This is a genomic window from Mobiluncus curtisii ATCC 43063, assembly GCF_000196535.1.
Lineage (GTDB): Bacteria > Actinomycetota > Actinomycetes > Actinomycetales > Actinomycetaceae > Mobiluncus > Mobiluncus curtisii.
Genome location: NC_014246.1, coordinates 1,400,799 through 1,419,614, shown reverse-complemented (window position 1 = coordinate 1,419,614; position 18,816 = coordinate 1,400,799). Strand labels below are relative to the sequence as shown.

Genomic DNA, 18,816 nt, shown 5'->3' with positions numbered 1-18,816 from the left:
AGTTACAACTTAATCAAAATCCATCCAAAGCAAGTGTTTTCCGCAGTGTAAGCATTGGAACAGATAGCATTGCAAATGCCCTCCATTGACGGACTCCCGTATCATTTTTTTCTGTTCCTCGTCCCACATGGGGTCATCCAGCACTTCTTCCAGTACACCCAGTGCCCGCAATTCTCTGGCACCTACATAGCCCAGAAAGGCGCAGTAGTCGCCGCAGTGGGCACGCCAGTATTCCTGCTGCCAGCCAGAATAGCCGGGTGTGCGATGTATGAGTTCGTCTAACTTCTCTGGGTCATCTACACCATCGTCCAGAGAAAAATCGTCTTGAAAGCTACCGCTATACTTTCTGGCTGCTTCGCCACTGGCGATACACCCTGGGCACAGATACTCAATGTCCTCAACGGAGAAGAACGGATAGGCATAGAAAATATGTGTGGTCTTGCCACAACAGTCGCAGACAACACCCTCTTTGGACTCATCAAAAGCCCCAGTGTCCAAAGGGTCTGGGTGATACCGGAAGGTAGGTAGCCCCAATTGGAGCCGCCGCTGCTTGTTCTGCTTTTCTTCCGGCGTTTTGGGTTTTGGAATGGCATGATGGTTTCCCCAATTTTCCGCATAGTCCTTCAGCGCGCCCAACCGCTTGAGCATTTTTTTGTCGGAGCGATTTCCGATTTGACAGAGCAGTTCATAGGCATCCTTCTTAAAGTCCAGTAGGTCATATACATTCACCAATACTTCCTTTGCCTGTTCGTCCTCCGTATGCTCCAATTTCTCCTTAAAGGCATAGAGGGCACGGACACTGTCTGGGCCGTTATTGGTCGCATCAAACTGCTTTTTCAACTCAATGTATCTTTTCAAATATTCGTTCATAAAAACTCTCCAATTCCGATTCATCACTCTATTATTTCATTCGACCATATTTCCGAGAGCATGGAAATAGAGAGTTTTCCGAGCTGATTTCCGACCTTATGGATGTACGGGGCGGGCGGTCTTTCAGGTGTAGACTTAGGGTAGTTCATCGATGAGCTGCACCTTGAAAAATGAATGACCGTCCGAAAAGGAATACCCAGGCAGGGGAAGCACCGCAACGAGCCAGGGGCTGTCCTCAGCCTATGGGACAAAATGTCCCGAACCATTTTGATAAGCAAGCGTACTTTTCAACCTTTACCCTTTTTGAAAGAACCACTACCACGATAAGTGTTGACAACACAGGTAAAAACTTGTCCACAGTGTTTGCACCGTACCACGTGAACCATAATTTCATCCGCCCAGCCATCTTCGGTCTTTACCTGATTCAACGGGCAAGTGGATTCTTCCTCAAGCAGTTCAAAACCGCCATTTGTCACAAGCTGTTGGATGTATTCGATACACGCCAGATAATCTTTCGGTGCGTTAAATCTCTTCCATTTCTGAACCTTATGACAGTATTCACACATTGCAACTCCCTCCATAAACAAATTTTTCTAAATTTTGAAATGGGCGGGAAGCCGTTTTAGGGCTTTCCCGCCTTGATTGCCCATCAGCAAAGACGTGCGGGACTGTCAACGGCGGCGCATTTATGCGCCGTTCATCTTGACCGTTGACTGGCTCGACTGGCTTTGCTATCTCCCCCGATAAACTGAAAGTTTTAGATCAGTCCCACACGATCTCCAAACAATCGAAGTTATCTGGAATTGGTGGTACGCACGAATAAGTATTTAATTCAAACGCCTCTATTGTAATTACTCCATCAGAGCATAGCCATTCGCAATTTACTAATTTTTCTAATTCCGCAGGCAAAATGGTTGTGCAAATCACGATTGTATCTCCTGCAAGAACTAATTCTTCTTTCCCATTGTTTTCTACGATTCCTGTATCATCGTGAAGAGCAACACGCACCCATGCTATGTCAGGCATTAACTCAATCTTTTGTAGCATATTTCGTATTTCAGAAAGCGTTGGACGGCCAAATCCCCATTGGTTCGGAGCAATGGAATCCTCCTCTGTGTTTCCATCGAAAAATTCATCAAGCGTTAGCAATGGCAAGCGTTCTTCATTTTCTTCCAATATTTTTTTGAATGTATTCAGCTCTGTCATAGTCACAATTCTCCTCGCAAATCAGAATTAGTTGATTTTATCCTCTCCCCGGATTTTCTTGTTTTTCCGTTCTTCTAACTCCGCTCATCTTGACCGTTGACTGGCTCGGCTGGCTTTACTATCTCCTCGATAAATGGGAATTTTTCTTTTTTATTCGTCCAAAGCGTCACAAAGCTTGTCCATAATTTCAGAAAGAGCAGCTGGAATTCCTTCTTCCCAGTTTGGACTTTCTAAAACTTCTCCATCTAAAGCCATATACATCTCTTTAGGTATCTCTCTTTTCATTTCCTCTACGCCAACTTCTTCTGTCCAGTCATAATCTGAATTATATGGATCATTTTTAGGGTCAAAAGCATATTTTTGATTTTTGTAATATCCTGAAATATAGTTTTTTTCAAGAGTTTCAACAATATCAAAATCTTCTAAAGCCCAGCTACCCTCTTCTGCACATTCTTTTCTATTTTCATATTTCTTAAAAAATTGAGGATCCATATACCAATATAGGAATAGAGCTGTTCCCTTGTCAGTATCAGGCTGTTCTGCTATCCATTTGATAACTTCCTTAGAATTATCAAAGTTCCAATCTATTGCTAAAAGTTGCCTTTCTTTTGGAGAGTTTTTCTTTAAATAATTTATAATTAACTGTTTTTCTAACTCAACAAATTCATTTTCGTCAATCTCTACATTTTCCCAATCAAAATCTTCTCTTAAAATATCTTCAATTTTTAACATCAAAATACCTCCTAAAATTCATATTTGCTGTTCTCCTACTTCTGCCCCCGTTGTGGATTTAGATTTTTCAGCAAGTCCGATTTCCCCGCAATCTGTTTCAGACACTTCCGCTCTTCCTCTGTCAGTTTGCTTAATTTCAGTTTAAACCAACCAAAAAAAGAAAAGGAGAACCCAAAATGAAGAACTGGAACACTCTAGAAGCTGACCTGAACCTGCTAATGAACAAACACTTCACCAAAGGCAGACAAGGCCGATCCATCAACAAAATCATCCTGCACCACAACGATGGAAACCTTTCCATACAAGGATGCTGGAACGTATGGCAAACCCGACCCGCCTCCGCGCACTACCAAGTAGAAACCAGCGGCCGCATCGGTCAGCTCGTCTGGGACCGGGACACTGCCTGGCACGCGGGAAATTGGGTAGCCAACACCACCTCGATTGGAATCGAACACGCAGACGCATCCACCCACCCCTACCGCATTTCCGATGCCTGCCTAGAAAATGGGGCACACCTGGTCGCCGCCCTGTGTCACTACTACAAGCTCGGCCGACCCGTCTGGGGTAAAAACGTATTCGGACACCGCGACTTTTCCGCAACCGAATGCCCCGCATCCATAGCCGGATCCCAACACGGCGCTTACATGGCCAGAGCCGGCTACTGGTACGACCAAATCAGCGGAAACAAACCCCAGGCATCATCTGCCGGTAAACCAGATATTGAAGCACTAGCCAACGCAGTTATCCGCGGCGAATACGGCAACGGAGACCAGCGACGAGCACGCCTAGGCGGACTCTACGACGCCGTGCAAGCCCGTGTCAACGAAATCCTCGGGCTCAAATCCAAACCCGCAGGCAAGAGCATAGAGACCCTGGCGCGCGAGGTGATTCGTGGGGATTGGGGTAACGGACAAGAACGCTACAACCGTCTCACCAATGCTGGCTACAACTACCAACAGGTACAAAACCGCGTGAACCAAATCCTTGCCTAACCAGCAAATTAGCCCGCTGGATTCTAAGAGCCGCCTCAGCGAGACTTCACCGTCTTGCTGAGGCGGCTCTTTTTGTTTTCCCTGTTTATATTTCTTGCTGCTCGAAGCCCTCCTTATAGGAGGAATAAGCGATGATTGACCCGATTCAAAAAGAGGCGATAGTAAAACTCAACCAGCACGGGCTGACTGCGGCGATGATTGCGCGGGTTCTTGGGCTAGAGCCAAGCAGTGTTCGCAGTCATCTGGCACGAAACCCCCATAAGCGCCCACAAAGCCAAGGTATGGAGGATGGTCGCTGGTGTCGTTGGTGCGGTGACCCCATAGCGACTCAAGCGACTGGCAGACCTGCATCTTTTTGCTGCAGTGAGCATAGGCGGGCTTGGTGGGCGGCACATCCCGAAGCGAAAAACCGTGACGCCACCTACACCTTCACCTGTATCGGCTGTGGCACCACGTTCACCGCGTATGGGAATAAGCATCGACGCTACTGCCGCCATGAATGCTACGTAACTCATCGGAGCAAGAAATGCCCGCGATGAGCGCACCCCAGTTTACTCGGGAAGCCACCTACCGAGCCACCATGCTGGCAGCCACGAAAGCAGCCAAGACAGGGATACTCACCGATACAGATGTGAACCGCATTCGAGGTGGGCTGATAGCCCGCAATCTTCCTCCGATTGGGCGGCTGCATACGGCGCTAGTACTGGATAAAACAGGCGTTCAGAGTGATATATAGACACACCGGACTTGATACAAGGAGACGCGCATGGAGATCTGCAAACTACCACCCAAACCAGCAGCGTTGAAGCTCACGCGGGTGGCGGCATATGTGCGGGTCTCACGAGAATCCGAGCGCCTCACTCACTCGTTCTCTGCCCAGGTTTCTTACTACAACAAGCTCATCACGAACACCCCGGGCTGGGAGTATGCCGGGGTCTATAGCGACTACGCAACGACCGGTACGTCTATCTCGGGGCGCGGCGAGTTCAACCAGATGATCGAGCAAGCACTCGCAGGGAGTATCGACATTATTCTTACCAAATCCATCTCGCGGTTCGCTCGCAACACCGTCGACCTACTCACCACTGTGCGAGCATTGAAAGCCGCTGGGGTTTCAGTGCGTTTTGAACGTGAAAACATCGACACCGCTAACGCTGAGGGCGAAGTTCTCCTCACTTTACTAGCCTCGTTCGCGCAAGCTGAATCCGAATCTATCTCGGCTAATGCGAAGTGGGGCATCCGTAAAAAGTACAAGGATGGTCTGTTGCATTCGCGCCACCCCTACGGATACCGCTACCACCACGGCCAGCTCGACATTATTGAAGAAGAAGCCGTGATTGTGCGGCGTGTGTTTGCTGAGTTTCTTGACGGGATCAGCCCAGAGAAAACCTGCAAACAAATGAACCAAGAGGGTTTGCGTTCACGTGGTGGCGGCAAGTTCAGCGCCTCGGTGACCCGCGATTGGCTGGAGAACCCCACCTATATCGGTACCGCAATCTTGCAACAGTACTTCAGTGCTCACGCTGGAGATAACACACCGACTCTGAATCGTGGCGAGCTGGATAAATATATTGTAGAAGACTCCCACCCGCCGATTATCGAGCGTAGCGTTTTTGACGCCGTTCAAGCAGAACTAGCCAGGCGGCGTGCCACGGGCGGACGCGGCTTGACCCCAACCGGTGGCAGTAGCGCCCTTACGCACCGTATCACCTGCACTATCTGTGGCAGGAACTATCATCGGCGTACCCGCCGCTTGGCACACTCGACCTATAAATACTGGTGGTGCGAAACCGCCACGAAAGGCAAGGGCAACCCCTGTCATGCTCATCAACTACGAGAAGAAAACCTGCACACCATCATCAAGCGCCTGCTTGGGCTTCATGCTTGGGACGACCAGCAGGTAGTTGATCGGATCGAGCGGATTGAGGTCTGCCCGAACTGGCTCCTGACCATCCACCTCAGTAGTGGGAACACTGCCACGGTTGATTACCTCACCGGTGAGGAGGTGACTGCCTGATGCCACGGATTACCACTATCCCTGCCACCAAACCCTTACACTCCACTACGACCACGATTAGTGGCCAGCAGCTACGCCGCGTTGCTGGCTATGCTCGCGTCTCCACCGACGATACTGACCAGGCGAACTCGTATGAGGCGCAGGTGGATTATTACGAGCACTACATCAAAAACCACGACGGCTGGCAGTTCGTTGCTATTTACACTGATGAAGGAATCTCTGGCACTTCCACGAAACACCGGGAGGGATTCAACCGCATGATAGCTGACGCTCTCTCAGGAAGAATCGACTTGATCGTCACCAAAAGCGTCTCCCGGTTTGCTCGCAACACCGTCGACTCCCTCACAACGGTGAGGAAGTTGAAGGATAAAGGTGTGGAGGTGTTTTTCGAGAAAGAAAATATCTGGACCCTCGATTCCAAAGGTGAACTGCTAATCACCATCATGTCGAGCCTTGCCCAAGAAGAATCCAGATCTATCTCCGAGAACGTCACGTGGGGTCACAGGAAGCGTTTCCAAGACGGCAAAGTTTATATGCCCTACGGCAACTTCCTCGGATACGATCGCGGCGAAAACGGCGAGCCCGTAATCAATCCTGAGCAAGCCGAAACAGTGCGCCGCATCTACCGCCAATACCTCGAAGGCATGAGCATTCCACAGATCGCAGCCTCACTAGACGCTGACGGAATACTGACCCCTCGGCGTAAACACAAATGGAGCCACACCACCATCCACTCCATCCTCACCAACGAGAAATACAAAGGCGACGCACTCTTGCAAAAGCGTTTCACCGTAGATTTCCTCACCAAGCAGCGCAAAGCCAATGAAGGCGAAGTCCCACAATATTACGTGACCGGCTCCCATCCAGCCATCATCGACCCTGAAACCTGGGAACTCGTGCACTACGAGCTAGCAAAAAACACGAACCAAGGCCGACGCGAGCGTGCCTTCACCGGTATGGTCTACTGTACCCACTGCGGCTCAGCCTATGGCAGCAAAACCTGGCACTCCACTGATAAATACCGGGCTATCATCTGGCAATGCAACCACAAATTCTCCACACCCCACCCCGCCAAAATGCCGATCCTACGCGATAATCAGCTGCAAACAATCTTCCAAACAGCGCTCGCCCAGATCATCGAGCAACGCGGCCTCATCGACTGGAAACTCTTGCAAACCATACTCACCGACACCAGCGAGCTGGAAACCAAAGCTGCTGAGCAAGCTGCTGAAATCGAGATTGCCACGAAACTGATCGAGCAAGCTATCAACACGAATGCGCATCAATCCCAAAACCAAGACGACTACCACCAGCGCTTCAAGAAGCTGGAACAACGCCAGCGCGAAGCCATCGACGCCTACGAAGCAACCACGGCGGAGATTGAGCGTCGCACAGGCATCAAAGCCACACTCAACCACTACCGGCGCACCCTCACCACACTAGACAGTGTAGGCGACTTTAGGCCCGCTACATTCCACGCCCTGTGCCAACGCATCGAGATAGCACCAAGTGGCAAAGCCACCGTGATCTGGAAAGACGGAACCAGCACACCAGAGCAATAGCGCCAAAGCCCAGAAATCAAAAGCCAGCACCAATCATTTCAAGATAAGCGTCACGTGGGTATTAACCCAGAAAAAGCGACTAAGAATTCTATTTCTTAATCGCCTTGTCTCTTCAGTATTAAATTTTACTCAGCTCGACAAACTGGGAGTTGTATGTAGCAATTAATTTAAAGCAATTCTACATCAATATTTTCAGCATCAAAAATTTCCTTTACTTTATCAAAATCGCTGCTCATTATTGTTGCTTTCCTAAGATTTGGAAATTGACTTAATTCTGAAATAGTCACATTATTTAAATCAAAACAGTCATCTTCTCCATCCCAGTGTGGAATTATATTCATATATACTTCATTTCCACCATCCATGTAGATTTGTTCCACATACTGTGCAAATTTCTTTGGAATAGAAATTTCTCTAAAGAAATTAAGGGCTGGTTCTATTACAGTATAACTGTCTGTATCTATCTCTTTCTCTTTGTATTTATCAGCAAAATCATAAATATCAAAACGAGGCTCTAATAAATTCAACTCATACATCAACACTTCAACTATAGCCAGTTTGAAATTCAAATTATCAAAGTACAATATTTCTTCTGTATTATTATCACTATATTCTCTCAAAAACTTTTCTTTTTTGACATCTTTTACTTTATCTAATTCAAATTCTTTTTCCCTTCCAAAAAGTCCGAATAAACCCATTCTTCTCTTCCTCCAATCATTATATTTAAGAACAATTTATTATTCAGTTAGACAAACTGGGATTTAAAGTTCTCTGATTATCCATTTAGCCTCTTGATTTTTCCTTGTTGCGCAACATCCACAAGGCATTTCTGCCAAAGTTCCTATCGAATTATCTAACTCAAATACAGACTGTAAAGAAACTAGTTTAGCGTCCTCTGCTTCGTGTGTTTTTCCGCATAAGAATTGCCACATGCCATCATCTTCATCATGTGATACAAATAAAATTGGTTCATCTATATTTATTACATGACTACATAAAATAGCTACTGTATTTGGCTCATCATAAAAAGGAAATTTCTGCTCTACCATTTTAGCATTTTCAATTCATTTTCTTTTCCGAAAAAACCGTCTATTATTTCATCTGAAAGATAATATTTATTTTTAAAATATGTTACGATAGCTAACTGAAAATCATTAAAGCCGTCATCATCTCTACAGAATGTTTCTGAACTCACGTCTAAAATAAGATTATGCAATTTATTATAATCGTACAAAAATTTTTCTGATAATTCTTTTTTTGAAACCCTTTCTTCATTTGGGAAGTTTCCGCTTGCTTTAATTTCAAATGGATACACTTTGCTACTTTTTTTCGTTTTACGAGATTCAACTAATATACAAGTTGAGCCATATGTTATAACAATCCCCGGTGTTGTGTCTCTAAATTGTGCAAATGAAATATGATCCAGCTCATCTTTTTCCATAGCATTTTTTATAACTAATTCTTTTCTATAAGGATTATGGATATTCCAACTAAATTTGTTTTTATAATCTGTATATTCACTTATAATATGTAGTATATCAGCTAAAGAATATTGCATCGGCAAATACATCGATAACCTAGCTTTATTATGCTTATCGCATAAGCAAAAAGTTATATATTTTGTTATTATACTTTTCATCATTCTCTCTTTCCAGTTCTTCGGTTTTTAACTTTGGTAGAAGCTTCAAAACCTTTGATCTAACTGAACTATTTACCTCTGCCATTATTATGACACGAGACCCAGCACACCAGAGCAATAGCAGCAAAGCTCAAAACCCAAAAGCCAGCACCGATCATTTCGGTTGCTGGCTTTCTATTGGGCTAATGCCCATTTGGGTATTAACCCAAAATATCCCCAAATTTAGGTATTAGCCCCAAATAGAGGTTCCAGCAGATAGCTATTAGAGCCACGCAAAACAAAAGGGCTGACCACCGTTCAGGTAGTCAGCCCTATTTTTATGCTTGTGAGCAGGACTTTTAGATTTTGCGCGCGTTTTCAAATTTTGCGCGCACCTTTGCGCAAAACCCTAGTTTTGCGCAATTGTATCAATTCAGTGTGCTCGTAGTGGAGGTGGGGGGAATTGAACCCCCGTCCGATCGGGAATACTTGCTTCTTCTCCGGGTGCAGTCTGTATTAGATTCTCGACCCCATGCCGCCCACAGACCGGGCTACATCGGGCTAAAGTTACCTAAAAATCTCGAATCAACCTAAGTAACCCAGGCGATTCCAGTGGCTCTAAAAACGACGCCAGAATCCGCAGCTAGAGCAACTGCGGGCTGACGGAATCAGTTCCCTTGGGTTAAGCAGCCAAGGCGAAGGATTCAGTACTGTTACGTTCAGCACTTATTGTTTCGTATCCGTCGTTTACGAGATGAGGACACCTCCTCGACCCGCTTCTCTCAAGACACTACCGACCGTCGAAACCGATCACCCCCGCTATTCAGTTATCTATGCAAAAGGCAAGTATCCCATTGTATCCCCAGCCCGGAATTCTGTCCATCGGTCGGCACACCCGGCGCATATATGCTGCCACGATTCTCTGTATGTGCACGAACGACCGATTTCACTTCCCAGAATTCTCCTATTGCCACCGGCAAAATGCCCCTATCTGCACATACACAATTTGCAATCAGGAAAAATTCTGCCTGCACACTCTAAAATCGGTCACTCGTGAAACGAACTCCACCAAGAAACCCCGGTCAGGCGGCGCCACCAGCGCGAAATGCCCCCAGTGCCGTCTGCATCAGCTAGGCTTTTACCATGAGTTCCGTCACCCGCCTGCACGCTGACCTCGTTGTTATCGGGGGTGGCGCTACCGGCGCTGGGGTGGCTCGCGATGCCGCAATGCGCGGCTACGATGTCATTCTGTTGGAACGAGCCGATATAGGGCAAGGAACGTCTGCCCGCTATCACGGACTACTGCACTCGGGTGGACGCTACGTCATCTCGGACCCCGAATCTGCGACTCAATGCGCCGATGAAAATGCTATTTTGCGACGTATCAATGCTGATGCGCTGGAAGACGTCGGTGGTATGTTCGTGCTGACCCCCGACGACCCCGAAGACTATGCAGACCGTTTCCTACCAGCCGCCCTCAAAGCAGGGGTAACCTGCGAAGAAATCCCACTCAGCACCGCTTTTAAGATGGAACCGCGACTCAATCCACAGATTAAACGCGCTTTCCGGGTCAATGATGGCGCAGTTGACGGATGGAAACTCATCTGGGGAGCCCTGGAATCCGCCAAGGAATACGGGGCAAAAATTTTACCGTACCATCGAGTCCAAGCAATCGTGGTTAAAGACGGTGCAGTCTGCGCGGTGTCAGCTCGAAACGAAAAGACGGGCGCGGAGGTTCACGTTGATTGTGGCTTCATAATTAACGCCGCGGGTCCCTGGGCTGGTCAGATTGCTAAACTGGCAGGTGCCGATAATATAGAAATTATACCTGGTCGAGGTATTATGATTGGTTTCAATCAACGCTTGGTACACCATGTCATCAACCGTTGCGCCCTCTCTGGCGACGGCGACATCTTGGTGCCGGCTCACCCAATCTGCATCATTGGCACCACCGACCAGCCGGCGGCTAAACCAGATTTCCTGGACATAAAGCCGGAAGAAGTCCAACAAATGCTCGACAAGGGTGAGCAGCTAGTTCCCGGTTTGCGTCAAGCTCGTGCCCTGCACGTCTGGGCGGGCGCTCGCCCGCTGCTGCGTGATAGTCGCGTCAGCGCTAGTGACACCCGGCACATGACGCGGGGCATGGCCATTCTCGACCATCAGGAACGCGACGGTATCCGCGGTTTCCTGACCATCGCGGGTGGCAAACTCACGACTTACCGCCTAATGGCGGAAAAAGTCGTCAACATTATGTGTCACCAACTGGGCGATAATCGAGTCTGCACCACTGCCCAAGAGCCAGTCCCCTCCGCTCAAGCGCGCCGTTTCAGTCGCCTGTCTGACCGGCTGCAAGCCCGCGAAACAGACCGCCACGACGACCCCATTATTTGTGAATGCGAATTAGTCAACCAGCGGATGATTTTGGAGACCCTGGCTGAAAATCCTTTGGCTAATATCGACGATTTACGCCGCCATCTGCGCATCGGTATGGGACCTTGCCAAGGCAGTTTTTGCGGGGCACGCACCGCGGGCATTATCCACGATTTTCGCTTGCAGAATCTTCCGACGCCGCCCGCTTCTGCGGTGGTAGCTCCCCCAGATTCCCCCACTTCCAATACCGTTACTCCTACCGCCACCGACTGCCCCGCGGCACTGCGTGCTGACGTCAGCACCACCATGCTGAACCTGTTCCTGTCCAACCGCCTAGGGGGAATCACTCCGATTCTCTACGGAGCATTGGCGCGCGAAATGGCTCTGCAGAGGTGGATTATGGGAACCTTAGACTTGGAACATCTGCCCGGTCCCACCCCGGAGTCTAGTCGAGCCACTGGCGACCTGGCTTTGAATCACGGCACGGGTCATACCGAACCGACAGGAGGTGCCCGATGAAAATCGCAGTAATCGGTGCCGGTCTGGCGGGTTTAAGCGCCGCACTCATGGCTCGAGAAAAAGGATACCTAGTTACGGTATACACTAAAGGTATCGGCGGAATGGCGCTTTCTGCTGGTACCGGTGACCTATTGGGTTACCTCCCGAATGACCCCAACCCAATCGTTGACAACCCCTACCAAGCCGTTACAAATCTGCCAGACGACCATCCCTATTACCAAATCGGGACAGCGCACTTGCGCGCCGGGATGGAGTGGTATCGTCAAGCTCTGCCCGATTTTTGGGCTCCTGCCAACACCGCAAACGCAAACACGTTCTTAGCTTCTGCCCTCGGTTCCGTCCGACCTACTTACTTGGTGCCCCAAACCTGCGCCGCAGGAGCTCTGCGCGACCAGATGAAACTGCTGGTAATAGGATTAAAACAGTTCAAAGACTTTCCCGCGACGCTCATCGCAGACAACCTCAATCGTGCTGAGCGGTTCTCGCTTTCCGCCCGCGCCGTGACCCTGGACTTCAGCGGTCGCGGAAATGAAGCCGATGTCACTGCCACAGACTATGCCCGAAACTTGGACATCTCTGACCTAGACCCGCAGCGAGCCGCTAAACAGCGTCGAAAATTTGCGACCCTGCTGAATAACACGGTCCACAGCGGGGAAACAATCCTCATTCCTGCTCTGCTGGGATTGAACCCGCAAACTTTTCGCGAATTTCAAGCCCTGGTTCACGCGCCGGTCGCTGAAGTTCCCACCGTTCCCCCGTCAATCTTAGGTCGGCGCGCCTACGACATCCTGGTAAACAGCTGCCGCGAGGCTCGGGTGGACATCCACACCAACTGCGAGGTTTTGTCGGCAGCCAGTCAGAACGGTACCGTGTCCGCGCTGCGGATCGCACGCGCCGGGGGCGTGGACGAAGTCAACATTGACGCGGTTTTGGACGCGGCGGGTGGACTGACATCGGGCAACTTTGAACGAGACTCACACTTAAATATCCAAGAAAAGGTCTTTAATCTCCCCGTATTCACCCCCGAGCCAGAGGCTACCGGCTATATCAATTCCATTCATCAGATTGACCGAATAAATCGCCAGGAACTCGAGAGAATTCTGATGTCAGGAGTAGCAGTCGACGCCACGATGCGTCCCGTTGACGAGTCCGGGCACCGGCTTTACGAAAATGTGTTTTGCCTGGGAGAAATGCTGGGAGTCTGTGCTCCATGGCGGGAGCTGTCCGGGGAAGGTCTCGCTTTAGGCAGTGCCTGGGCAGCTGTGCAAGCCTTGGCGTCCCTTGAGAGGAGCCATTCATGACGCACCACACTGCACTCGACTACGCCAAAGCGAACTTAGCGCGTACTTCTCTGGATCAGTGCCTGAAATGCACCATCTGCGAAACGCAATGCCCAGTCCTGCGGGTTACTCCGAACTTTTCCGGACCCAAGTTCGTGGGTCCGCAAGCGGAACGGTTCCGCAAGGGGCAGTCAGTGGATAAGTCCCTCGATTACTGTTCCGGCTGTTCCATCTGCACCACCGTCTGCCCACAGGGGGTGAAAATTGCCGAGCTCAACGCCCAGGCTCGTGCCGTCATGAAAGCTGATCACATGCCTGTACGCGACCGCCTGATTACCCAAACGGAACTGGAAGGCAAACTGCTAACCCCGCTGGCCCCCCTCGCGAACGCTGCACTAGGGAACCGCCCGATTCGCAAGCTTGTGCAAGCCCTCATTGGGGTTCATGCCGACGCACCCACCCCGGTCGCTCAATCCACCAGCTTCTTGACCTGGTGGAGGAAACATGAAAAGGCGGTCTATGGCGGCCCCTATGTCCCGCATCGTACCCAGTCAACCAGGTACCTGCCTGCTGAAGCCCGGTGGCATCGCGGTCCTATCGTGTTCTTCCATGGTTGCGCCGGAGCGTACTTTGAAGTGTCAACTTCCATCGCGACAGTCGAGGTGTTGGAATACCTGGGTTATCGCGTCATCGTCCCGAAACAGGGTTGCTGCGGGCTGGCATCGCAGTCCAACGGACTGTTCAATGAGGCTTCGCGCAGCGTCTTGCAGCTGGCACGCCAGCTGCAGCGCGCCGGGAAACACCTGCAAATTGTTTCTTCTTCCGGATCTTGCGCGGGAATGCTGCGCCACGAAGCCCGCGAAATCATGGGACTAAACGATGCCGTGTTACAAGACGTGGGCGCGCACCTGTTTGAAACTTCCGAATTCATCGCGCACCTGATGGACGAGGGAGAATTCCCGGAAGCAGACTTGCGACCGCTGAATCTGACTCTGACCTATCACCAGCCCTGCCAAGTGAAATCCCAGGGCATCGGCAAACCTGCGATACAGATGCTGGAAACCATTCCCGGTGTGCACGTGGTGGAATCTGGACAGCCCTGCTGCGGTATCGCCGGAACCTACGGTCTGAAAAAAGAAAAATTCGCCGTGGCGCAAGCCATCGGTAAGCCGTTATTTGCAAAAATTAAAGCCGTCAATCCCCACCTCGCGGCTTGCGACACCGAGACGTGCCGCTGGCAAATCCGGAAAGGCACCGGTGCCGAAGTCGTTCACCCCATCGAGATTCTCGCACGTGCACTGGGATTGACGAGTCAGGGCGCAAACGGTTCTCCCTGAATGCTCCCCCAAAACGCCTCAGTCTGACGAAAAAACAATATGAAAGGAAGACAACGATGTCTCAGAAAAAATATGTGATGGCGATTGACCAGGGCACGACTTCGTCTCGGGCCATTATTTTTGACCACTACGGTCGCATAGTTTCGGTCGGTCAGATGGAGCATGAACAGATTTTTCCATCTCCCGGTTGGGTCGAACACGATGCTTCCGAAATCTGGTTCAACGTGCGGGAAGTCGTGGGGCGTGCCCTGGCTAACGCCACGAAACAAACTGGAATGGAGCTCAACCACCACGACATCGCTGCCCTGGGCATCACCAACCAGCGCGAAACCACGATTGTGTGGGACAAAAACACCGGTCAGCCCATCTATAACGCGATTGTGTGGCAGGATACTCGTTCCCAAGACCTGGTGGATCGGTTGGCAGCAAACGGTGGACCGGATCGGTGGCGTCCGATAGTGGGCGAAACCCTGTCCACCTATGCGTCTATCACGAAAATTATGTGGATTTTGGAAAATGTGCCCGAAGCGCGGGAGCGTGCCGAACGAGGCGAGTTGCTGTTCGGCAACCCGGACACCTGGGTCATCTGGAACATGACCGGAGGCATTAACGGCGGTCTGCACGTCACCGACGTGACCAATGCTTCGCGCACCATGCTGATGGACCTTCACACTTTGCAGTGGCGTGAGGACATTTGTCATGAGGCCGGGATTCCCTTGAGCATGTTGCCCGAGATTCGTTCCTCGTCAGAAGTTTACGGTCAGTGTCGCCAGGATGGTTTGCTGGCAGGGGTGCCGGTCGCCGGAGATTTGGGGGATCAGCAGGCCGCAACCTTTGGTCAGGCATGTTTCGAGCCGGGAATGGCAAAGAATACCTACGGAACCGGTTGTTTCATGCTGATGAATACCGGCACCACCCCGATGCCCTCGGAAAACGGCATGATTACCACGGTTTGCTACAAGATTGGCAATGAGTCGACCGTTTATGCGTTGGAGGGATCCATCGCCGTGACCGGCTCGCTGATTCAATGGCTGCGGGACAATCTGAACATTATCGAGGCCTCCGATGACGTGGAAGATTTGGCTTCTTCCGTGAAAGACAACGGCGGAGTCTATTTCGTGCCGGCATTTTCCGGGCTGTTCGCGCCTTACTGGAAGGGAGATGCTCGCGGGACGATTGTCGGCATGACTCGCTATAACACGAAAGCACACCTAGCACGCGCCGCCCTGGAAGCCACTGCATTCCAAACCAGGGAAGTCTTGGACGCGATGGAGTCAGATTCTCACGTGTGCCTCGGCGAGTTGCGCGTTGACGGCGGGATGACGGCAAACAACCTGCTGATGCAGTTTCAGTCCGATATTTTGGGCGTACCGGTGGTGTTGCCCACAGTCGCCGAAACGACGGCTCTCGGAGCAGCCTACGCCGCCGGTATCGCCGTCGGCTTTTGGAGTGGTACCGCGGACGTCACCAATAACTGGCAGGAACATTACCGGTGGAACCCCACTATGGACCCGACAGAACGAGACCGCACCCTGCGCTTGTGGAAGAAAGCCGTGACCCGGACTTTTGACTGGGTTGACGAGGACGCTCGGTAAACCTCGACGGCTACCGAAAGAATCGCTTACCAGTAGTAACGCTGGACGATGGCGTCCACGAAGTTGTCCACGGCTTCGCTCGTTGATTCCAGATACAGGTTGCCTTCTACCAGCGATATTTCCATGACATAGTAGGAGCCTTTGCCGTCTGCTACCAGGTCAACACGACCATAAAGTACTTGAGTATCGTGCTCTGAGGTCTGCTTAATGTAGTCGTGGACATAACGGCGCACCCGTTCGCCCCATCCCCATTCTTCCTGACTGGGATAACGAGCGGTGACAATTTGTTCCGGTTCGGGACCATCGCAGGCGGCGTGCAACATAGCCGTCTTTTGTACGGTGTGAGAAATGACCCCGTTGTAGTACACCAGGGAGACTTCGCCTTGCGTATCGACTTGCTCCAAGTAGCGTTGAATCATCACACCCGAACCACTCGCCAGCAGGTCCATAGCATGTTCGATAGCTTCGCGTCGGGAATCGGCAGAGGTCGAAGTGTAGCGCCCCACCCCGCGCCCCCCGCTAGAGATGGTCGGCTTCACCACGAAGTCACCAAAGGCGGGAAACCGAGAGTGTACCTGGTGTTTAGTCAAGTTCTGTTCAGGTTCCAGCCAAATGGTCGGGATGATGGGCATTCCCAGCTTTTCCAGCTCACGCAGATAATGTTTATCTATGTTCCATTCCAGGATTTCTGGGCTGTTCAGCAACTTTGGTACGGAATGCGCCCACTTCAGGAAGTCCTCATGGCAGTGCGAATAGTTCGGGGTCGAACGCAACACGGCGAAACGACCTTCTGACCAGTCCACGCTGGGGTCGTCCCAATTGCGCAAGACGGGTTCGATACCGTGGTCACGCAGGGCATCGCATAAGTGCTGGTCGCCTTCCAACCCGTGGGGGGTCTCGGAGCTCATTACCAAAATGACTTTATTGTCTGACATCGTTGTCCTTTCGATTTACATTCATTCTATCTGTAGTTTTGGTTGACGGGTCCCCTCCGGGCGGGACAATAACTGGACCGCGGCTCACCGCAACCCTTGCGGATGAGCCAAAGCCAGCTCGATGAGTTCGGTAACCAGGTCTGTGTAGGACAGCCCGACGTTCTCCCACATTCCCGGATATAGGGAATAGGGCGTCATGCCGGGCATAGTGTTGACTTCGTTGAGGATAATTTCCCCGGTATCAGGCACATAGAAAAAGTCCACTCGACTCAGCCCCTCGCCACCCAGAATCTGGAAAGCCTGGCGGGCGTAGCTCTGAATTTGCGCCGCAACCCCGGCGGGAATCTGGGCGGGAATCTGCAGCTGCACCGCCTCATTCGCGAAATACTTGGATTGGAAATCGTACATTCCAGGGGTGGAAACCATCACGACCTCCCCCGGTGGAGTGGTTCGGGGGGCTCCTCCGGCACGACCTTCCAACACGGCACACTCAATTTCACGAGCGCCCTGCACCGCGGCTTCCACGATAACTTTCGGGTCATGACGGCGTGCCGCGACGACCGCAGACTCAAAGTCCTGCCACGAGTCCACCCTGGTGACCCCCAGGGAAGACCCGGCACGTGCCGGCTTCACAAAGACCGGCAACCCCCAAGACAAAATCGGGGTCGGGACTTCGTCCGCACGGTGACGCCAATCGAAATCGCTGATGACGTGGTAGCGCCCCACCGGAATTCCCCCGTGCTCCAAGAGGACTTTCGCACACCCCTTGTCCATGCCGTTGGAGGAGGCTCCCACCCCGCACCCGGTATAGGGCACGCCAACCATCTCACACAGACCCTGAATGGTCCCGTCTTCCCCATAAGGTCCGTGCAACAGTGGCATCACCACGTCAATGCGCCCCAGGTCCTTAATGGGAGAGCTGGGGGTGCGGGAATCCCAAAAGAATAGATGCTGGTTTTGTGGCACCAGCGCCACAAAAGTCCCGTTATCCTCAATTTCAGCGCCCTGACCATCCTGCAGACGCAGCGAATCGGACTCATCGGGCATCAACACCCACGCTCCGGCCTTAGTGATTCCAATCGGTACCGGTTCAAAACGTGTGCGGTCGATATGGTCGAGTACTCCCGCTGCGGTGGCGCAAGAAATCGAGTGTTCCCCGCTGCGTCCGCCAAAAATAACCGCTACCCTGGTCTTTTGTTCGCCTTTACTCATGGGTAAAACTTTAGTCCTTTCAGTGGATTTTCTTGAATTTCTCTAGGCTGGCTCAGTGACGGTAGGCGTGGGAGCCGGTTTGGGGGCAAAGTTTTCCAGCCAGCCGTCCAATTTAGATTCCTGTTTGGGACACAGGGACATCGCCGCGGATTGCTCGACCCCGATCCAGAATTGCACCTGCGTTGCGGGCATCGGCAGCTTGTCGGAGTCAAAGCCGCTGTCGCTTTCGGAGATAAACGCCAACACCTGGGTCGGATTCCAACCGGATTCCAGCTTTCCGCACGCCCGCCACCCCATTTTTGTGACCTCTTTGCGCAGTTCGGGTGGGAAACCGGGGTTCAGGAAAGTAATCTGTTTCCAATAGGTCTGTTCCCGAGCGGAAACATCGGCGGAGCGCTGCTCTGGATGGTTGCCGTTGAGATGACCAAATTCCCACGCCAGCAGCAATCCGGCAGCAAAGAAAACGAAAGCCCCAATCATGGTTTTTTTCATTTTCCGGTCCCAGATTTTAGCCTCGTCGGCGTCATCTTCGGAATCTCGCAACACTCGCCCCCCTTTCATCTCCGGATGT

19 protein-coding genes and 1 other RNA gene are annotated in these 18,816 nt (G+C 51.2%); 9 read left to right on the top strand and 11 right to left on the bottom strand.

The genetic code is table 11. The features are described from left to right. Positions 1-9 precede the first annotated feature (9 nt). The 4 genes from HMPREF0573_RS05945 to HMPREF0573_RS05930 form a co-directional block, all read right to left on the bottom strand. Positions 10-870 (bottom strand): CbrC family protein, encoded by an 861-nt coding sequence (locus HMPREF0573_RS05945; protein WP_004009155.1) that lies wholly within the window; start codon positions 868-870, stop codon positions 10-12. 287 nt (positions 871-1,157) lie between these two features. Beyond that, entirely contained in the window at positions 1,158-1,451 is a 294-nt protein-coding gene (locus tag HMPREF0573_RS09565) for a hypothetical protein (protein WP_236589661.1), read from the bottom strand. A gap of 181 nt (positions 1,452-1,632) precedes the next feature. Continuing rightward, entirely contained in the window at positions 1,633-2,076 is a 444-nt protein-coding gene (locus tag HMPREF0573_RS05935; RefSeq protein ID WP_004009153.1) for a hypothetical protein, read from the bottom strand. Positions 2,077-2,226: 150 nt separating this feature from the next. Beyond that, entirely contained in the window at positions 2,227-2,808 is a 582-nt protein-coding gene (locus tag HMPREF0573_RS05930) for a DUF4274 domain-containing protein (RefSeq protein WP_004009151.1), read from the bottom strand. A gap of 176 nt (positions 2,809-2,984) precedes the next feature. Between HMPREF0573_RS05930 and HMPREF0573_RS05925 the strand changes: the two genes are divergently transcribed. The 5 genes from HMPREF0573_RS05925 to HMPREF0573_RS05910 all read left to right on the top strand — a co-directional run bounded on the left by HMPREF0573_RS05925 (position 2,985) and on the right by HMPREF0573_RS05910 (position 7,379). Beyond that, positions 2,985-3,800, top strand: a complete 816-nt coding sequence (locus tag HMPREF0573_RS05925; protein ID WP_013189212.1) for an N-acetylmuramoyl-L-alanine amidase — start codon at positions 2,985-2,987, stop codon at positions 3,798-3,800. 131 nt (positions 3,801-3,931) lie between these two features. Next, positions 3,932-4,339: an RNA polymerase sigma factor sigma-70 region 4 domain-containing protein gene (locus HMPREF0573_RS09730; RefSeq protein ID WP_154645706.1), complete on the top strand. Its 408-nt coding sequence runs from the start codon at positions 3,932-3,934 to the stop codon at positions 4,337-4,339. Then, entirely contained in the window at positions 4,336-4,536 is a 201-nt protein-coding gene (locus tag HMPREF0573_RS05920) for a hypothetical protein (protein WP_236589663.1), read from the top strand. The genes HMPREF0573_RS09730 and HMPREF0573_RS05920 overlap by 4 nt, the downstream gene beginning before the upstream one ends. Positions 4,537-4,566: 30 nt before the next feature. Continuing rightward, positions 4,567-5,817: a recombinase family protein gene (locus HMPREF0573_RS05915; protein ID WP_013189210.1), complete on the top strand. Its 1,251-nt coding sequence runs from the start codon at positions 4,567-4,569 to the stop codon at positions 5,815-5,817. Beyond that, complete coding sequence (locus HMPREF0573_RS05910) at positions 5,817-7,379, top strand: recombinase family protein (protein WP_013189209.1); 1,563 nt, start codon at positions 5,817-5,819, stop codon at positions 7,377-7,379. Before HMPREF0573_RS05915 ends, HMPREF0573_RS05910 begins: the two co-directional genes overlap by 1 nt. Before the next feature lie 167 nt (positions 7,380-7,546). Here the strand turns inward: HMPREF0573_RS05910 and HMPREF0573_RS05905 are convergent, their stop codons facing one another. From HMPREF0573_RS05905 to ssrA, 4 genes are all read right to left on the bottom strand, one after another. Next, positions 7,547-8,077 carry a DUF6892 domain-containing protein gene (locus tag HMPREF0573_RS05905; protein WP_013189208.1) on the bottom strand — a complete coding sequence of 177 codons (531 nt, stop codon included), beginning with the start codon at positions 8,075-8,077 and terminating at the stop codon, positions 7,547-7,549. A gap of 63 nt (positions 8,078-8,140) precedes the next feature. Further along, positions 8,141-8,428: a hypothetical protein gene (locus HMPREF0573_RS09560; protein WP_076388631.1), complete on the bottom strand. Its 288-nt coding sequence runs from the start codon at positions 8,426-8,428 to the stop codon at positions 8,141-8,143. Continuing rightward, positions 8,422-8,949 carry a hypothetical protein gene (locus tag HMPREF0573_RS05900; RefSeq protein ID WP_146741549.1) on the bottom strand — a complete coding sequence of 176 codons (528 nt, stop codon included), beginning with the start codon at positions 8,947-8,949 and terminating at the stop codon, positions 8,422-8,424. Before HMPREF0573_RS05900 ends, HMPREF0573_RS09560 begins: the two co-directional genes overlap by 7 nt. A 493-nt stretch (positions 8,950-9,442) precedes the next feature. Beyond that, positions 9,443-9,815, bottom strand: a transfer-messenger RNA (tmRNA) gene (ssrA, locus tag HMPREF0573_RS09340). Between the two features lie 325 nt (positions 9,816-10,140). Here ssrA and glpA point away from each other — a divergent pair. The 4 genes from glpA to glpK are packed head-to-tail and all read left to right on the top strand — an operon-like array spanning position 10,141 to position 16,098. Continuing rightward, the gene (gene glpA / locus HMPREF0573_RS05895; RefSeq protein ID WP_013189205.1) at positions 10,141-11,886 is read left to right on the top strand and encodes an anaerobic glycerol-3-phosphate dehydrogenase subunit GlpA; all 1,746 of its coding nucleotides are present in this window, start codon (positions 10,141-10,143) and stop codon (positions 11,884-11,886) included. Beyond that, positions 11,883-13,187 carry a glycerol-3-phosphate dehydrogenase subunit GlpB gene (glpB, locus tag HMPREF0573_RS05890; RefSeq protein ID WP_013189204.1) on the top strand — a complete coding sequence of 435 codons (1,305 nt, stop codon included), beginning with the start codon at positions 11,883-11,885 and terminating at the stop codon, positions 13,185-13,187. Before glpA ends, glpB begins: the two co-directional genes overlap by 4 nt. Beyond that, the gene (locus HMPREF0573_RS05885) at positions 13,184-14,503 is read left to right on the top strand and encodes an anaerobic glycerol-3-phosphate dehydrogenase subunit C (protein ID WP_013189203.1); all 1,320 of its coding nucleotides are present in this window, start codon (positions 13,184-13,186) and stop codon (positions 14,501-14,503) included. Before glpB ends, HMPREF0573_RS05885 begins: the two co-directional genes overlap by 4 nt. 56 nt (positions 14,504-14,559) lie before the next feature. Beyond that, complete coding sequence (gene glpK / locus HMPREF0573_RS05880) at positions 14,560-16,098, top strand: glycerol kinase GlpK (RefSeq protein ID WP_013189202.1); 1,539 nt, start codon at positions 14,560-14,562, stop codon at positions 16,096-16,098. Positions 16,099-16,124: 26 nt separating this feature from the next. On the opposite strand, the gene HMPREF0573_RS05875 is transcribed toward glpK, so the two are convergent. From HMPREF0573_RS05875 to HMPREF0573_RS05865, 3 genes are all read right to left on the bottom strand, one after another. Next, the gene (locus HMPREF0573_RS05875; protein WP_013189201.1) at positions 16,125-17,033 is read right to left on the bottom strand and encodes an ATP-grasp domain-containing protein; all 909 of its coding nucleotides are present in this window, start codon (positions 17,031-17,033) and stop codon (positions 16,125-16,127) included. A gap of 84 nt (positions 17,034-17,117) precedes the next feature. Beyond that, positions 17,118-18,245 carry a D-alanine--D-alanine ligase family protein gene (locus tag HMPREF0573_RS05870; protein ID WP_004009140.1) on the bottom strand — a complete coding sequence of 376 codons (1,128 nt, stop codon included), beginning with the start codon at positions 18,243-18,245 and terminating at the stop codon, positions 17,118-17,120. Positions 18,246-18,287: 42 nt separating this feature from the next. After that, positions 18,288-18,806, bottom strand: a complete 519-nt coding sequence (locus HMPREF0573_RS05865) for a DUF732 domain-containing protein (RefSeq protein ID WP_013189200.1) — start codon at positions 18,804-18,806, stop codon at positions 18,288-18,290. Positions 18,807-18,816 lie beyond the last annotated feature (10 nt).

Bases quoted from the DNA above. Each gene is read 5' to 3' on its own strand.
- HMPREF0573_RS05920 (WP_236589663.1), top strand. From the start codon at position 4,336: ATGAGCGCACCCCAGTTTACTCGGGAAGCCACCTACCGAGCCACCATG.
- HMPREF0573_RS05865 (WP_013189200.1), bottom strand. From the start codon at position 18,806: ATGAAAGGGGGGCGAGTGTTGCGAGATTCCGAAGATGACGCCGACGAG.
- glpK (WP_013189202.1), top strand. From the start codon at position 14,560: ATGTCTCAGAAAAAATATGTGATGGCGATTGACCAGGGCACGACTTCG.
- HMPREF0573_RS09565 (WP_236589661.1), bottom strand. From the start codon at position 1,451: ATGGAGGGAGTTGCAATGTGTGAATACTGTCATAAGGTTCAGAAATGG.
- HMPREF0573_RS05900 (WP_146741549.1), bottom strand. From the start codon at position 8,949: ATGTATTTGCCGATGCAATATTCTTTAGCTGATATACTACATATTATA.
- HMPREF0573_RS09730 (WP_154645706.1), top strand. From the start codon at position 3,932: ATGATTGACCCGATTCAAAAAGAGGCGATAGTAAAACTCAACCAGCAC.
- glpB (WP_013189204.1), top strand. From the start codon at position 11,883: ATGAAAATCGCAGTAATCGGTGCCGGTCTGGCGGGTTTAAGCGCCGCA.
- HMPREF0573_RS05925 (WP_013189212.1), top strand. From the start codon at position 2,985: ATGAAGAACTGGAACACTCTAGAAGCTGACCTGAACCTGCTAATGAAC.
- HMPREF0573_RS05910 (WP_013189209.1), top strand. From the start codon at position 5,817: ATGCCACGGATTACCACTATCCCTGCCACCAAACCCTTACACTCCACT.
- HMPREF0573_RS05945 (WP_004009155.1), bottom strand. From the start codon at position 870: ATGAACGAATATTTGAAAAGATACATTGAGTTGAAAAAGCAGTTTGAT.
- HMPREF0573_RS05905 (WP_013189208.1), bottom strand. From the start codon at position 8,077: ATGGGTTTATTCGGACTTTTTGGAAGGGAAAAAGAATTTGAATTAGAT.
- HMPREF0573_RS05875 (WP_013189201.1), bottom strand. From the start codon at position 17,033: ATGTCAGACAATAAAGTCATTTTGGTAATGAGCTCCGAGACCCCCCAC.
- HMPREF0573_RS05915 (WP_013189210.1), top strand. From the start codon at position 4,567: ATGGAGATCTGCAAACTACCACCCAAACCAGCAGCGTTGAAGCTCACG.
- HMPREF0573_RS09560 (WP_076388631.1), bottom strand. From the start codon at position 8,428: ATGGTAGAGCAGAAATTTCCTTTTTATGATGAGCCAAATACAGTAGCT.
- HMPREF0573_RS05930 (WP_004009151.1), bottom strand. From the start codon at position 2,808: ATGTTAAAAATTGAAGATATTTTAAGAGAAGATTTTGATTGGGAAAAT.
- HMPREF0573_RS05885 (WP_013189203.1), top strand. From the start codon at position 13,184: ATGACGCACCACACTGCACTCGACTACGCCAAAGCGAACTTAGCGCGT.
- glpA (WP_013189205.1), top strand. From the start codon at position 10,141: ATGAGTTCCGTCACCCGCCTGCACGCTGACCTCGTTGTTATCGGGGGT.
- HMPREF0573_RS05870 (WP_004009140.1), bottom strand. From the start codon at position 18,245: ATGAGTAAAGGCGAACAAAAGACCAGGGTAGCGGTTATTTTTGGCGGA.
- HMPREF0573_RS05935 (WP_004009153.1), bottom strand. From the start codon at position 2,076: ATGACAGAGCTGAATACATTCAAAAAAATATTGGAAGAAAATGAAGAA.